Origin of the sequence: Allobosea massiliensis (assembly GCF_042655245.1) — a bacterium.
GTDB lineage: Bacteria > Pseudomonadota > Alphaproteobacteria > Rhizobiales > Beijerinckiaceae > Allobosea > Allobosea massiliensis.
In genome coordinates this window covers 1-13,127 of record NZ_JBHSLU010000017.1, presented here as the reverse complement: position 1 = coordinate 13,127, position 13,127 = coordinate 1, and the positions used below count along the sequence as shown (strand labels likewise).

Genomic DNA, 13,127 nt, shown 5'->3' with positions numbered 1-13,127 from the left:
CCCGAACTCGACGCCGACTGGAGACACCATGCACCCCATCATCGCGAACATGTCGGATGACGAGCTTCGACGCGTCGTCACGGCCGTAGACCGCGTCGCCCGACCGCTGGACCAGCGCTTCGAGGGAGATGATGAGCCCATCGTCGAGCTCATGACCAAGATGGGCCTGAGCCAGAGCATCGTCGACAAGCTGCTCATCGCCGGCCTGGTGATGCGCGAATGCCTGCATCGCGGCATCCAGATCCCGCACGGGAACTGATCGCCGTCTCGAAATCGAAACAGGCCCGTCGCTCACCGCGACGGGCCTTTCTCATGGGGCCTTAGCGGCCCCGTTCAACACCAGCGAATAGGTGGTGCTCCTGCCGATCCCGTCGTCCTTTTTGAGGACGCCGCGGGCGATCAGGTCGTTGATGTCGCGCAGTCCGGTATCCTGCGAGCTCTTCGTCAGCAGCCCCCACTTCTTGGCCGTGAGGTTTCCTTCGAAGCCGCCATCCAGCAAAAGGTTGAGCACTTTCTGCTGGCGCTCATTCACCGCCTGACCGTTGAGCCTCTCCCAGACGCTCGCCTTGATCAGGACATTCGACAAGATGGTGTCTGCCCCGTCGAAGGCCCGGTCGAGGCATTTCAAGAACCAGACGAGCCACTCGGTGATGTCGACGGTGTCCTTTTGCGTCCGCTCGAGGATCTCGTAATAGGCGTTTCGCTCGACCCGGATCTGAGCCGACATGCTGTAGAAGCGCTGCGGGCTCTTCTCCGACCGGGCAAGGGCCATATCGGCGATGGCGCGAGCGATGCGCCCGTTGCCATCCTCCAATGGATGGATCGTGACGAACCACAGATGCGCGATCGCCGCCCGGAGTACCGGATCGACGCCGTCATCCTTTTCGAACCAGGCCAAGAAGGCCTTCATCTCAGCATCGAGCCTATCCCAGGTCGGAGCCTCGAAATGCACGCGCTCGCGCCCGATGCGGCCAGAGACGACCTGCATCGGTCCCGACTGCTCGCCGCGCCACGCCCCAACGACGATCTTGTGCATGCCGCTGAAGCCCGTCGGAAACAGCGACGCGTGCCATCCGAAAAGCCGCCGATCACTCAATGGCTGGTCGTAGCGCTGGGTCGCGTCGAGCATCATCTCGACGACGCCCTCGACATTGCGATCCGCCTTCGGCGCGCCTCCGACATCCATGCCCAGGCGCCGGGCAATCGAGGAGCGCACCTGTTCCTTGTCCAGGACCTCGCCCTCGATCTCGCTCGACTTCGTCACGTCCTCAGTCAGAGTGCGTAGAACCGCTTCCTCGCGTAGATCGAAGCCAAGCGCTTCCATCCGACCGAACAGTCGGCCCTGCCGATGGCGTGCGTTCGCCAACAGGCTCAGCACCTGGGTGCTGTCCCATTTGAACACCGGCCAATCCGGATCCTGATGGATGTAAGCCACAACTTTCTCCGCAAATTCTGCGGTGAATATGGCGGTCTTTCACCGCAAGCGCAACCGTATTCGCCGCAAAATCTGCGGCGCAAATCGTTGTTTTCTCCGCAAGCCCAGTCCGGACCAAACCGATCTTGGCCCGAAATCCCAGCAATTGGAGCCGCTTATGTCCGCATGCGAAGCCATCACCCGATCGCGGCAAGCTCGGCACGACCAGCGCATGGCAGAAGCCGCCACGGCCGTGCCTCACGGGGAGTACTGCTACGCCCCCGTCGGCGCCGACAGCAAGCCCGACGGCATGCCGATCCTGAAGGTGAAGCCCTGCCCCTATTTCAAGCGGCGCGGCGACTGGCCCGAGCAGAGGAACGGCTACTGCCGCCTGCTCAAGGCCGGCGACCACACGCAGGGGCGCGACCGGAACGGCCAGCCTCGCTCGACGCTGCTTCTCTGGGACAGCGTCAAAGCCTGCGGCATCAATCTCACCCCGGATGAGGAGATCGACCATGTCGGCTGACCCGAACCGCGCGCGCGACAGCCGGATCGCATGGCTGCTCTATTTCGCGTTCCCGCGCATGGCTGGCGTCGAGAAGCACCCGCCCATCACGCTGGAAATGCTGCTGCTCGAGATGGAAGGCCTTATCAGGCGCAAGGTCATCGACTGCACCGCGGCCGGCCTTGGACGTGGCTACGCGATCACCTTCGAGCGGACGCGCGCCGGCAAGGCGTACCTGGAGAACGCTCTGACCCGGTATCGCCCGGCCCTCCCTACCGGAGCCCGGTGATGGGCGAGGGCTGGACCCGCAACGCGTACGGGGTGAAGGACGGGGCCAATATGTACCGGACGATCAAAGGCGTCCGGTGGGAATGGTGGTCGGCCGGCAATATCGACGCGCTCCGCGCTGCCGGTCTACGATGCCGAAAAAGCGGCGGCGAGATCTTCATCCATCCCGACGACGAGGAACGCGCCTGGACGCTCACCTACGGGTCGCCGCGCAATTCCAAGAGCGAGGAGAAATAGGCGCAGCGCAAATTCACAGCGCGCGATGATCGAAATTAAATCGGACCATTTCTGCGAAATCGAATTTCGAAAAAATCCCGATAAAAGGAAAAGTCCGATGTCGCTCGCGCTCACGCTCGCCCGCTCCGCCGACCGCTACCAGGGTGCCCGCATCATCAACGTCCTGCCGCTGAGCGTTGCTGCGCCGGCGGCGGCCGCGGAGCCGGCCTTCACCGAATTCACCCAGTTCCGGTCCTTCACCTTCGACAGCAGCGACGACGCCTCGATGGCGTTCCTGACGCTGAAGAACGTCCCGGCCCACCTCGATCTACGCGAGTGCCTGCTGATCGTCGACGAGGAGAACGGCGAAGCCGTCATGCAGGCGATCCGCACCGCTGGCCTGGAATTCTCCTACGAGCGCAGCTTCCTGCCCGTCGCCGAGGTCTGGGGCTGATATGATACAGATCGAGCAGCGCCACCGCGAGTGGGCCGCCAAGAAGATCACCTGGACGGGCCCGATCTGCACGCGCGCCAGAGAGCTGATCCTGGCGGGGCGATACGACGAACACACCTTTGTCCAGGACGCCTACTACGCGCTGATGGTGCGACCCTGAAAATACCTGAAGGCGGCCGTCTCGCGCGGCCGCTTTTCTTTTGCCTGCGGGCCGAAAGCCGCGGGCGCGAGCCGGGCTCGCGTGATGCGAAGACAAATCTGAGGTGCCCCCAGATTGCTTCGAAATCCCAGAGAGGCGCTGCCATGATGACCTTCGACGAGCTCGGCCTGACCGAGCGCGAACATGCGAACATGCTGCAGGTCAGGGACCTCTTCGCCCGCGGCGCGATCGAGCACAGCCCGTCAAATGTCGAGTTGCCGGCGGGCAGCGTCTTCTACATGGGCCACGCCTGCTTTCGGCTCGACCTCGATGAGGCCAGAAGCGGCGCGCTGATGTGCATCGGCGGCTGGATCAAGGCCTTCGACCTTGGACTCGTCGACGTCGAGGAGCCTTACGCCACGCGCGTCGCCGAGGCCGACGAGCGCGCGATCGCTGAATTCGTCTCCGAGGCCGAGGGCAGCCTTCACAGCCTGCTTCATCCCGACGTCCCCTGGTCCGCGATTACGCCGTCCGTGGTGGCCCGCGCGATCGACACCTTCCTCACCCACGGCGTCGTCGACTGGAGGGCCGTCATAGGAGCTGCCAGCACGGCGCACTGACAGCTCGATCCATTTCGCCATTCGCATCTGGCTGAGCCCAGATGGCTCCGAAATCCCGGAAAGGAATTGCCCATGACGAACTCGCTCACGTGGTCGGGCAAGACGAGCGTCGGCCATTCGCAGGAGGCGTATTTCGGCTCGCTGCCGGGCCGTCCCGAGGTGATGATGGTCTATGGCAGCTTCAGCCGCGGCCAGCCCGCCTGGAAGGTCATGTTCAACGACGGCAGCATGCGTCGCCCGGACATCGAGGATCACGCTTCGCTCGAGGCCGCCCAGGTCTATGCGCGGCAGTGCCTGTCTCAGCCGATCTGCGAGCGCGGCTATCGCTCGCTTGCTGCCAACGCCGCGATGGTCGCCACGCGCCTGTGCGACCCTTGCGACAGCTCGGCCGACATCGCCGCGGCGATCACCGTCGCGCATGAGGCTTATCCCGACGCCCGGATCGCCGACATTCGCCAGGCCATGGCGAAGCGCTTCATCGCCGGCAGCGACAAGAAGGCGGCGTAACCGATGACCCCGTTGTATGGCTGGGGCCCGGAAATGCGTACGACCCGGATCATCCTCTGGGCAGAGCGCACGAGCGCGATCGAGAGCGTCAGCCTCATCGCCCGGTCGACGGACGCCAAGGCCCGCTACAAGCCGCCCCACGCGCCCGGCGCCGCCTATTCGCCCGGCGGCCGGCGGATCAAGGACTGGGAACACCGCCGCTGAGGCGTCCCGGCCAAGCGCCACAGAACATCCATCCGTTCACTGTCGCGAGCACCAGATCAGGAATCCGGATGCCGCAATCCAGGCAAGGACCAATCATGTCGAACGAGACCGAAAAGCTCACCGTCTCGGGTGAGGGCCCGAACACCAAGATCTCGGTGATGTACCGGGATGGCGCCAATTATAAGAAGACCGCAGACGTTGTGCTCGCGGGAGCGCTCACCCAGACCGATCTCGACCAGATGGTCGGCGCTATGGACGGGGAGGTGTTCTTCCTGCCCGGCCAGGTCGGCCTGCGGGCTTTGAACCCTGCCGCCGCCGACTCTGACGAAGAGCTCGATCATCCCTGGCACACGATCGAAGGCGTGGAGCTCACCAGCGACGCCCCGACGGATAATCTCTCCACCGCGGAACTCGTCGACACGTGGCCTGCCAACTCCGACGAGTGGGATAACTGACCGCCGGCTCCTGACGGCTTGATGCGAAATCATCGATACGAAAACCCGAAAGGAAGTCGCCATGAGCTCTGCGACGCAGATCACCATCATCCATGGCAAGCGCGGCCGCCGTCGTTCGCGTTCGTTCATCCTCGGGGCCAGCAGCCAACAGGACCTGGACACCATCCAGCAGATCCTCCGACAGCCGGCTCTCGACGAGATCAAAGACGAAGGCGTGCATAGCGGCCTGGAGCTTGACGGGCTGCTGCTCACCCAGAGGCTCGGATACGACAGCACCTGCCTCGACATGCTCAGCAATGTCGGCGTGCGCCTGCCGCTTCAGAAGATGCGCGACTATTGGCTCTCGCTCGAAGATCGAGACAACGCGTTCGCCATTGTCGATCTCGTGTGATGAGAACGCGGTGATGGGACATCTGGGCAAATCCAGATGACCGCGAAATCCCAGGAAGGACGCCCGATGGCCTTCAAGCTCGACTTCACCACGCTCTCCCGCCCCCGCTCCGCTGAGGAGATCGAGGCGAATTACCAGGCGCAGCGCGCTCAGGCTCGCATGGACGACGCGAAGAAGCGCGAGGAGTTCTCCACCAAGACCCTCGCCCTCACCATCACAGAGGTGGAAAGCCGCCACGCCATGAACGGCGGGCGCGAAATTCACCTCTGGGGGACGCAGCCGGACGGCCGCACCGCGCGCGCCACGCTCTATTTCGGCGACTGCTACGATCGCGAAGCCTCGGATCCCATCTTCGAGGAGCTCTACGACAACCGCGGCGAACGCACGCTGCACGGCTACTGGAAGTCGTACCAGAACGACGCCGGCAAGAAGTTCTGGACCTTCCGCGCCCAGAAGATCGACGGCGTCACGATCGCCGCCTGACTGCTGCCGCCCCACGATCGAAACCGGAGACCACCGACCATGTCGAAGACGCCGAAGCGGCCCGGGCTCTATTGGGCAACCCTCGACAATGGCAATGGCCAGGTCGAAATCGCGCTCCTTCGGGTCGGCTATTATTCCGGCCTCATCTCGTTCGAGCAGGGAATCCTGTGCGAATTCGTCGACGGATCGAAACGCCACTTCGACCTCGCAAACTTCGGGCAGACGCTCGCACAGCCCTGGACGGAGCCCTTCGTCGCCAGCGCTGGCATCACCCATTTCGAGCACGTGAAAATCACCTGGCACGGAGAGGCAAAGCCTCCGCGTTCGGCGAGGATGACAATGCCGGTGAAATCCATCGATTAAATCGGCGGATGATCGGAACTTGAAAATCCCGATAAAATTCCATAATTGCAGAAATACGAGTGGTTAGCTCAGACGGTAGAGCGTCGAGTGTAATGAGCTCGCAGGTCGGGAGTTCGATCCTCCCACCACTCGCCAACCCTTCCGATCCCGGAAGCCAACGGAGACCATGATGACCCTGATTTCGCATTGACCTACCGCGGGACGTCCGCACTGCCGAAAAGGCAGACGATACGAACAAGCTTTACCTCTACGCCCTCATCCGAGCCGATCTCGAAATGCCCTCCGGGAAATTATCCTCCCAAGCCGGGCACGCCTACACAGACACGCTCTGGCAGGCTTACGACCACGATCCCGACCTTGCCCTGCGCTATCGGCGCGACGGCGCCGGCGGATCGAAGGTCACGATCAAAGCGAAAAATCTGGCTGCCCTCCTGCGCGCTCAACGCGAGTGCGAAGACGCCGGAATTCCGCACGCACTGATCACCGATCGAGATCACATCCTGCTCCCGCACTTCGACGGGTCGCCAGTCGTCACCGTATTGGGCATCGGGCCCTGCACCAAGGACGAATGCCGACACATCACGAAGCGCTTCCAGGTCGTTTGAGGAAAAGCCATGACCAACATTCAATCCGTTTGCCTCATCGACGCGATGAAGGCCTGCGAACAGATGCCCGGACTCTCCGTCCTCGATCACGGCATCATGGTTCGCGACTACTACCGTGACCTGATCGGCCACATCCGGCACGGCCACGCCCTCCAGCTCGAGTGGCGCCTGCCTGACTGGATCAACGATCCCCGGCTCCTGCAGGGCCTGCCCTGCGACGAGGTCATGGAGACCTATCACCTGTTCCATGACTGCGGAAAACCGCACTGTCGGACGGTCGACGAGAACGGGAAGCAGCACTTCCCCGACCATGCGCGGGTCTCCCGCGACATCTGGCTCAGCCTGGGCGGCGACGAGCGCATCGGCGATCTCATCGGCATGGACATGGATGCCCACCTGCTGAAGGATGAAGGCGTTGCAGCCTTCGCCCAGCGCCCGCAGGCCTGCGCGCTGCTGCTGACCGCACTCGCCGAGATCCACGCCAACGCCACCATGTTCGGCGGCATCGACGCGACCGGCTTCAAGATCAAGTGGAAGCACGTCGACAAGCGCGGCCGCGCGATCCTGCGCCACCTCTGACGAACAGGGCAGGGCGGAAACGCCCTGCCTTTCCTCGAACCCTGCGCGCGCTATCACCGCGGCGTGAGACCACCCGGAGAACCCATGAGCCAGACCTGGTATTCGCCCAACGGAGAGCCGATCACCGGCACCCTCGAAACCATCAAGGGCCGTTCGCACATCTCCGGGATCTCCGCCGAGGGCATCCCCGAGCATTCCGGTGGTACCGAGGTGTTCTACGACGAAAGCCGGACCGTCGAGCGTGACGGCAAGCTCGTCTTCCTCGACGACGCCGGCGGCGAGTGGACCTTCGACCAGCTCACCTCGGAACCGCCCGAGGATGAAGATGAGACCGAGGTCGACGACGACGCCGAGAATGAGGACGAGGACGACGTCGACGACGACGCCGAAAACGAATGAGCACCGGCGACAGCGCCTCGCGCGACGAGCTCAAGCGCCTCTACGACGCCTATGTGCGGCTCCTCGAGGTGGGCCGGGACCGGATCATCGCCGCCGGCGGCACCTGCGATCCCGTCGACGTCATGGAGAACGGTGACCCCGCCCTGAAGCGCGTTCGCGCCTATCTGGGGACCGAGCCGTCTCGCATTCACAGGCCGTCGGCCTGAAACCAAAAAGCGACCGCACACCGCGGCCGCTTTTCTTTTTGCCGATCGGCTGAAACCCCGATCGTGATCACATGCGCGGGACCGGATGGTCCCGGCAATCGAAGGGCCCGCGCGCCGAGCCGCGGCTGCGGATATTCGCGTTATAATAACGCCCCATCGAATCCGCACTCATCAGACCGCGGACCGTCCCGGCATCGATCGCGCAGTGGTGGTAATAGGTGCCATCGAGATTGATGACCATGTAGCGCTGCGCCGCCGCATAGCAGACGCGCATGATGAAGCTGCTGCGCGAAATCGAGTTGCACTCGAAGCGGCCCAAATCCACCGGCCCCTGGTATTTGACGTCGACCGTTTCGGCCTTCGCCGAAATTGCCATCGCGGCGAGAATTGCCGCTGCCAAAATTGATCGCTTCATCGCCACCCTCAAAATCAACACGAGCCAGAATTACGCCGCCCTGCAGATCCCGGCAATTCCCGCCGGAACAAGAAGCCCCATCAGATCATTCGATCCGACCATGGATTTGGGCAGACCCAAATGGCTTCAAAATCCCAGGAAGGATGACGACGATGACCAAGCGCAACGAACAGGCAGCCGCTCTCTCGCTTCGCGCCGGCAACGCCGGTTGCGCGGTTGCGGTCGACACCCGCACCAAGATCGTCCAGGCGCGCAAGGGCAAGGGCTCGTACAGCCGCAAGGGCATGCGCCGCGGCGATTACTGAGATCCAGCCAGACGCCATCCAGGCGGCCGCCAAGCGCGGCCGCCTTTTTTTGTTGCCGAGAGCGGCAAACCCCGACCGGGCCGAAGCATCACATCATCATCCGATGACACCATGCATTTGGGCAAAGCCAAATGGCTTCGAAATCCCAAGAGAAGGACCGGGCCCATGACCGACGCACGCCGCTTCAATCGCCTGCAGGCTGGTGACACCTTCCGCTTCGCCGATCGCACCATCCTCGAGCTGCAGCCCAACAAGGGCCAGGTGCAGCGGCGCTATGTCGACGCCCTCGAACATTTCATCGTCCTGCGGGCCGGCCCCACCACCGGCGGCGATCATATGGGCTCGAACGCCGACAATGGCGGCTGGTCGGTCTGGGCAGCGCCCAAGGGCACGGCTCTGGAAGATCTCCACGCCCGTTCGCTGACCTTCTATCAGGATGGTCCCTACCAGGCTTATGCCCTCGTGAAGGTCGTCCTCATCGAGCCCGCCAAGCCGCGCGAACATCGCCTGTCGGCCGTCAGCGCCTGAGGGAAGCGACAGCATGCGCACCCTCGCAGACACCGCCTATTCGCTGCGCCTCCATCAGGACGATCCGATGAAGGGCATCCTATTCGAGCTCCACGTCCATGAGGACACCGAAGAAGGCGTCGCCTTCCTCGACCAGTTCCGCGAAGCCTGCTTCGAGAACCTCGGCGCAGCGCCCGCCGGCAAGCCGATCCCGCCCGGCGCTGAGAGCGTGCACTGGTACCTGCAGGGCCAGAGCAGCGAATGGCTCATGTTCGAATTCTGGAGCCGAGACATCCCCGCCATCCGGCGCGCGGTCGCCCGTGTCGAGAACGCGCTGCGCACCGCCGGCGTCACCGTCACCATCGAGGATCGCCTGTCGCAACACGAAGCAGCCTGACAGCGAATTTCCGCAGGAATTCCAGACAAGCCCGAGTGGCTTCGAAATCCCAAGAACAGGAGCGAGCCCGCATGAGCCTGGACGTTTATCTGAAGGCACCGGACCCGATCGACGCCGGCACCGGCCCGCGCATCTTCATCAAGGAAGATGGCAGCGCCGAGCAGATCTCGCGCGAAGAGTGGGATCGCCGCTTTCCCGGCCGTGAGCCGGTCATGGTCGAGAGCGAGCCCTCGCCCTACGTCTTCACCGCCAACATCACCCACAACCTGAACAAGATGGCCACGGCCGCCGGCATCTATCAGCACCTGTGGCGCCCCGAGGAGATCGGCATCACCGAGGCCCGGCAGCTGGTCGAGCCGCTGGAAGAGGGCATGAAGCGGCTGCGCGCCGATCCCGAGCACTTCAAGACCTTCAACGCTCCCAACGGCTGGGGCAAATACGAGAACCTGATCGCCTTCGTTGACGACTACGTCCGGGCCTGCAAGGCGTTCCCCAGCGCCGAAGTCTCCGCCTGCCGCTGACGAGATCATCTCCCATACGAGAGCGGCCGCACACCCTGCGGCCGCTTTCTTTTTGCCGCTCCCAGGCAATCCCGGAGGGCAGGGGACATCAGGCATTCGCCGCCGATTCCGATTTGACCCCGACGGGATCAAAACCCCGACAAGCGAGCAAAGCTCGCCAGCACGCGAGAGGACAGCATCATGGGCTACACGCTCGAAATCGGCGCCTTCACGAACCGCAATGGCCGCCCCGCTTTCCGCTCCGTGACCGTCGGCAATCCGACCAAGAGCCACTATGGCCCGATCCTCGAACTGTTCGGCCTCGAAGACGCCGGTGAGCCCGACGGCACCTGGACGCCTGTCGCAGCCAGCGGCGTCCGCGCCATCGACACCGAGCGTCTCACCGCCGTGAACGGCATCAACGGCGACCTGCTCGGCGACCTCCTCGAGCTGCAGGGCGACATCGTCATGGCGGGCGACACCGCTCAGACCTTCGTTCGCCTGACCGTCTGACGCCAGCTCCTCGTGACCGAAAAGGGCCACCAATGACCGCAACAAAATCCTTCCGCATGTACTGGCCGCTCCAAAACTGGACGCAGGTTCTGCGCGGCACAACCATCGAGAACGCGATGGAAAATGCCGGCTATAATCCCGCCGCGCTCACGGCCGACCATATCTTCGTCGAAGGCGAAGAGGAGAAGTTCGAATACGACGCTGCGACGAACTCCTACGTCGACAACAGTAAGTCCCATCGCTGGGACGAAGCCACCCGAGCCTGGATCAAGATAGACCCGGCCGCAGAAGCCGAGGAGCGACCCACCTCTCCAGGCATCGCAGAGCAGGTGGACGCCCGCACGGACGCCATCGCCCGCATCATCTTCGCAGCCATCACATCGGGCAGTGCCAGCGCCTGGCAGGACTCGCTGAACGCAGCCAGAACCATCCAGGCGGCGTCGCTCCCCTCGTGGCGCGATATCGCCAGCGCCCCGCTCGACGGAACCCCCGTCGACCTCTGGCGTGACGGCGAGCGCCTGATCGAATTCCACTGGAACGTCGACCAGAGGCGCTGGGAGAAGAAGGTCGGCTATCCCGCCAAGACCATCGTCCTCACGCAAGCGCCGACGCATTGGATGCCGGTCCCGCCGGCGGCCGTTTGAGGAAGGAACACACAATGGATCCGCAAGGCACCGCCGTCGTCGCATTCTTCACGCTCGGCCCGCTCTCCTGGACGCTCTGCTGGGCGATCGTCCGCTTCGTGAAGCACCAATGGCCGAGCAAGCCGTACGGCGCGTAAGCGCCCGCCAGGGCCAGCGCTATCACCCGTGATGCGCCAGGCGCTTGATTGCCCGGCATAGGCGATCGCCAATGCTCGGAAAGACCGGGCTACAATTGAGAGATTCGAGAGCGGAAGCAGTGTGCGCCGGGCTCCAGCGGCGCGGTGGGGAGGAATGGGCCGCCTCACGCACTAGCGAGTGCCTCGCTCTCGAACCGGAGGTGATGATATGTGGCTATGGCCGCTTAGCGTCACGGTTACGGTGAGAAAAACCCGGACGGACTGGCAAGCCTCCGTCCGGGTCAATTTTCTCATAGGGTAGTCAAACAGCTCGGCGGGCGCTCCAACGCCCGTCGGCCACTCCGAAAATATACGCCCAGGTCACCGCCTCTTCAAGAACCGAGGCTGCCTGCGCAGCCGAACATCGATCTCGGAATTTTTGGGCAGACCCGAATGGGTCCGAAACCCCAAAAAGGACGAAGCCGATGACGACGATCGCTGCGCTCACAAGCATCCGCAACATCGCCCTCGACCGCGCCGATGCCTGCGAGACCGTCCTCGCGATGAACCTGCATTTCGCGGTCGCCCGCGAGATCGGCCGCATCCTCAACGAGCTGCGCCACGGCTGCATCGACGTCGCCGCCACGGCCAAGGCCGGCTGGGCCCGCATGACCATCGATGACCGCGCCACCTGCGATGCGCAGCGCGAAGGCATCCTCTCGCTGATCCAGGACCTGCGCGACCTCGGCATCACCGTCGTGCACGTCTTCGCCCGCCGCCCCGCGCCCAAGGCCGCAACGCAGACCAGCCTCAGCCTCGCCGCCTGATCGCCAGCAGCACGCTCCCAATCAGCACGAGGTCCAGGATGGAACACGTCGGCTATCACGGCACGGCAGCCGCCTTCGCCACCTTCTCCGAAGACATGCTCGGATCAGCGGCAGACCGCTCCGCCAACGGCGCACTCGGCGTCTGGCTCTTCACGGAGCGCGACTATGCCGACCGGTACGCCGTCGGCGCCAAAGGGCGCACCCTGAAGGTGACATCGTCGGGCACGAAGGCGATCAGGATCGACATGTCCCAGATGCGCCGCGATCACCAGTCCGCGGAAATGTCGGACGACCCCATCGCCTGGTTCCGCCGCCTGAGGGCCGAGCTCATCATGAACGGGTACGGCCGCATCGACGTCGTCGAGAAGGACGATGCCGTCGACATGTCGGTGCTGCTCGATATCGGCACGATCATCTCGATCGACGACGTCACCCACTAACGCCATCGCCAAAGGAGCTGCGCTCGATGAGCTACACAAAAACATCGCTTCAGGAGTAACCGTCCGGTCTCGGCCCTGTGAGCTTTAGCGCTCTCAGTTGAGACCGCAGCATTTTTTGTGTTTCTTGCCGGAGCCGCAGGGGCACGGGTCGTTTCGCCCGACCTTCTGAGCCGGAGCGGCGAAGGGGTTTGATCGGGTGGTCATGGTCGGCGCCGGGGCGGCGTTGGCGAGGCGCCAGTCGTTGAGTTCGATCACCCAGTCGGCGATCTTGTCGTGAGCGGTGGCGGTGATGGCGTCGATTTGCTCGTCGGAGAAGCGGGGATCGCGGCGGGCGACATCGGCGAGCATCATCAGGCCGGTCCAGGCCCTGGCGGCCTCGATATCGGCTGTGGCGAGGGGCACCCAGGCTTCGGGCTTCAGCTTGACGGCCTTTTCGAAGCCTTCGATCCAGATCTCCCACAGGATCTCGCCATTGCGCCTGTCGATGCTGACGATCGGACCATAGCGCTCGGGTTGGTCGAAGAGCGTGCGCGCGACGTCGTTGTAGTACGCCATCACCAGGCCCATCACCTTGTTGGCGTGGTCGAGGCTCTCGAACACCGGCTCGCCCTTTGCGTCGGCGCTGTTCCAGACCC

General features: G+C 63.6%; 29 protein-coding genes and 1 tRNA gene. 27 read left to right on the top strand and 3 right to left on the bottom strand.

Annotation, left to right across the window (positions count from 1 at the left end):
* Positions 1-28 precede the first annotated feature (28 nt).
* Positions 29-259 (top strand): hypothetical protein, encoded by a 231-nt coding sequence (locus ACFPN9_RS08695; RefSeq protein WP_068204660.1) that lies wholly within the window; start codon positions 29-31, stop codon positions 257-259.
* Positions 260-310: 51 nt separating this feature from the next.
* On the opposite strand, the gene ACFPN9_RS08690 is transcribed toward ACFPN9_RS08695, so the two are convergent.
* Positions 311-1,435: a Fic family protein gene (locus tag ACFPN9_RS08690; protein ID WP_377816423.1), complete on the bottom strand. Its 1,125-nt coding sequence runs from the start codon at positions 1,433-1,435 to the stop codon at positions 311-313.
* A gap of 211 nt (positions 1,436-1,646) precedes the next feature.
* Here ACFPN9_RS08690 and ACFPN9_RS08685 point away from each other — a divergent pair, with 211 nt between their 5' ends.
* From ACFPN9_RS08685 to ACFPN9_RS08605, 17 genes are all read left to right on the top strand, one after another.
* A complete protein-coding gene (locus tag ACFPN9_RS08685) occupies positions 1,647-1,940 on the top strand; it encodes a hypothetical protein (RefSeq protein ID WP_377816421.1) in 294 nt (97 codons plus the stop codon).
* Positions 1,930-2,208, top strand: a complete 279-nt coding sequence (locus tag ACFPN9_RS08680) for a hypothetical protein (protein WP_377816419.1) — start codon at positions 1,930-1,932, stop codon at positions 2,206-2,208. Before ACFPN9_RS08685 ends, ACFPN9_RS08680 begins: the two co-directional genes overlap by 11 nt.
* Positions 2,208-2,444 (top strand): hypothetical protein, encoded by a 237-nt coding sequence (locus ACFPN9_RS08675; protein WP_068204644.1) that lies wholly within the window; start codon positions 2,208-2,210, stop codon positions 2,442-2,444. The genes ACFPN9_RS08680 and ACFPN9_RS08675 overlap by 1 nt, the downstream gene beginning before the upstream one ends.
* A gap of 97 nt (positions 2,445-2,541) precedes the next feature.
* The gene (locus ACFPN9_RS08670; protein ID WP_377816416.1) at positions 2,542-2,877 is read left to right on the top strand and encodes a hypothetical protein; all 336 of its coding nucleotides are present in this window, start codon (positions 2,542-2,544) and stop codon (positions 2,875-2,877) included.
* Between the two features lies 1 nt (position 2,878).
* Positions 2,879-3,037 (top strand): hypothetical protein, encoded by a 159-nt coding sequence (locus ACFPN9_RS08665; RefSeq protein WP_377816413.1) that lies wholly within the window; start codon positions 2,879-2,881, stop codon positions 3,035-3,037.
* 143 nt (positions 3,038-3,180) lie between these two features.
* Positions 3,181-3,636 (top strand): hypothetical protein, encoded by a 456-nt coding sequence (locus ACFPN9_RS08660; RefSeq protein WP_377816411.1) that lies wholly within the window; start codon positions 3,181-3,183, stop codon positions 3,634-3,636.
* A gap of 72 nt (positions 3,637-3,708) precedes the next feature.
* Positions 3,709-4,143 carry a hypothetical protein gene (locus ACFPN9_RS08655; RefSeq protein ID WP_068204634.1) on the top strand — a complete coding sequence of 145 codons (435 nt, stop codon included), beginning with the start codon at positions 3,709-3,711 and terminating at the stop codon, positions 4,141-4,143.
* A gap of 33 nt (positions 4,144-4,176) precedes the next feature.
* Entirely contained in the window at positions 4,177-4,347 is a 171-nt protein-coding gene (locus ACFPN9_RS08650) for a hypothetical protein (RefSeq protein WP_156451652.1), read from the top strand.
* Between the two features lie 95 nt (positions 4,348-4,442).
* Entirely contained in the window at positions 4,443-4,802 is a 360-nt protein-coding gene (locus tag ACFPN9_RS08645; protein WP_068204632.1) for a hypothetical protein, read from the top strand.
* Between the two features lie 61 nt (positions 4,803-4,863).
* On the top strand, positions 4,864-5,193 hold the full coding sequence (locus tag ACFPN9_RS08640) for a hypothetical protein (RefSeq protein WP_068204630.1): 330 nt from the start codon (positions 4,864-4,866) through the stop codon (positions 5,191-5,193).
* A 36-nt stretch (positions 5,194-5,229) separates the two neighbouring features.
* Positions 5,230-5,676, top strand: a complete 447-nt coding sequence (locus ACFPN9_RS08635; protein ID WP_156451651.1) for a hypothetical protein — start codon at positions 5,230-5,232, stop codon at positions 5,674-5,676.
* Positions 5,677-5,715: 39 nt separating this feature from the next.
* Complete coding sequence (locus ACFPN9_RS08630; RefSeq protein WP_377816407.1) at positions 5,716-6,039, top strand: hypothetical protein; 324 nt, start codon at positions 5,716-5,718, stop codon at positions 6,037-6,039.
* 57 nt (positions 6,040-6,096) lie between these two features.
* Positions 6,097-6,174: transfer RNA gene (locus ACFPN9_RS08625), tRNA-Ile, on the top strand.
* 50 nt (positions 6,175-6,224) lie between these two features.
* The gene (locus tag ACFPN9_RS08620; RefSeq protein WP_377816723.1) at positions 6,225-6,644 is read left to right on the top strand and encodes an aminoacyl-tRNA hydrolase; all 420 of its coding nucleotides are present in this window, start codon (positions 6,225-6,227) and stop codon (positions 6,642-6,644) included.
* Between the two features lie 9 nt (positions 6,645-6,653).
* A complete protein-coding gene (locus ACFPN9_RS08615; RefSeq protein ID WP_377816405.1) occupies positions 6,654-7,223 on the top strand; it encodes a hypothetical protein in 570 nt (189 codons plus the stop codon).
* A gap of 84 nt (positions 7,224-7,307) precedes the next feature.
* Positions 7,308-7,622, top strand: coding sequence for a hypothetical protein (locus tag ACFPN9_RS08610; RefSeq protein WP_377816403.1), 315 nt, complete (start codon positions 7,308-7,310; stop codon positions 7,620-7,622).
* The gene (locus ACFPN9_RS08605) at positions 7,619-7,828 is read left to right on the top strand and encodes a hypothetical protein (RefSeq protein ID WP_068204610.1); all 210 of its coding nucleotides are present in this window, start codon (positions 7,619-7,621) and stop codon (positions 7,826-7,828) included. The genes ACFPN9_RS08610 and ACFPN9_RS08605 overlap by 4 nt, the downstream gene beginning before the upstream one ends.
* Positions 7,829-7,895: 67 nt before the next feature.
* On the opposite strand, the gene ACFPN9_RS08600 is transcribed toward ACFPN9_RS08605, so the two are convergent.
* Positions 7,896-8,243: a KTSC domain-containing protein gene (locus tag ACFPN9_RS08600; protein WP_377816720.1), complete on the bottom strand. Its 348-nt coding sequence runs from the start codon at positions 8,241-8,243 to the stop codon at positions 7,896-7,898.
* 152 nt (positions 8,244-8,395) lie between these two features.
* Here ACFPN9_RS08600 and arfA point away from each other — a divergent pair, with 152 nt between their 5' ends.
* From arfA to ACFPN9_RS08555, 9 genes are all read left to right on the top strand, one after another.
* A complete protein-coding gene (gene arfA, locus ACFPN9_RS08595; protein WP_156451650.1) occupies positions 8,396-8,548 on the top strand; it encodes an alternative ribosome rescue factor ArfA in 153 nt (50 codons plus the stop codon).
* Between the two features lie 165 nt (positions 8,549-8,713).
* The gene (locus ACFPN9_RS08590; RefSeq protein WP_068204605.1) at positions 8,714-9,076 is read left to right on the top strand and encodes a hypothetical protein; all 363 of its coding nucleotides are present in this window, start codon (positions 8,714-8,716) and stop codon (positions 9,074-9,076) included.
* 13 nt (positions 9,077-9,089) lie between these two features.
* Positions 9,090-9,452 (top strand): hypothetical protein, encoded by a 363-nt coding sequence (locus ACFPN9_RS08585; RefSeq protein WP_377816399.1) that lies wholly within the window; start codon positions 9,090-9,092, stop codon positions 9,450-9,452.
* Between the two features lie 71 nt (positions 9,453-9,523).
* Positions 9,524-9,973, top strand: a complete 450-nt coding sequence (locus ACFPN9_RS08580) for a hypothetical protein (RefSeq protein ID WP_377816397.1) — start codon at positions 9,524-9,526, stop codon at positions 9,971-9,973.
* Between the two features lie 180 nt (positions 9,974-10,153).
* Entirely contained in the window at positions 10,154-10,465 is a 312-nt protein-coding gene (locus ACFPN9_RS08575; RefSeq protein WP_068204597.1) for a hypothetical protein, read from the top strand.
* Positions 10,466-10,497: 32 nt separating this feature from the next.
* Entirely contained in the window at positions 10,498-11,109 is a 612-nt protein-coding gene (locus tag ACFPN9_RS08570; protein WP_377816394.1) for a hypothetical protein, read from the top strand.
* A gap of 14 nt (positions 11,110-11,123) precedes the next feature.
* Positions 11,124-11,246, top strand: a complete 123-nt coding sequence (locus ACFPN9_RS08565) for a hypothetical protein (protein WP_377816392.1) — start codon at positions 11,124-11,126, stop codon at positions 11,244-11,246.
* A gap of 464 nt (positions 11,247-11,710) precedes the next feature.
* The gene (locus ACFPN9_RS08560) at positions 11,711-12,052 is read left to right on the top strand and encodes a hypothetical protein (RefSeq protein ID WP_377816390.1); all 342 of its coding nucleotides are present in this window, start codon (positions 11,711-11,713) and stop codon (positions 12,050-12,052) included.
* Between the two features lie 38 nt (positions 12,053-12,090).
* Positions 12,091-12,492, top strand: a complete 402-nt coding sequence (locus ACFPN9_RS08555) for a hypothetical protein (protein ID WP_377816388.1) — start codon at positions 12,091-12,093, stop codon at positions 12,490-12,492.
* Between the two features lie 93 nt (positions 12,493-12,585).
* On the opposite strand, the gene ACFPN9_RS08550 is transcribed toward ACFPN9_RS08555, so the two are convergent.
* The coding region (locus ACFPN9_RS08550; RefSeq protein ID WP_377816386.1) for a UPF0149 family protein at positions 12,586-13,127 on the bottom strand (542 nt) is incomplete at its 5' end.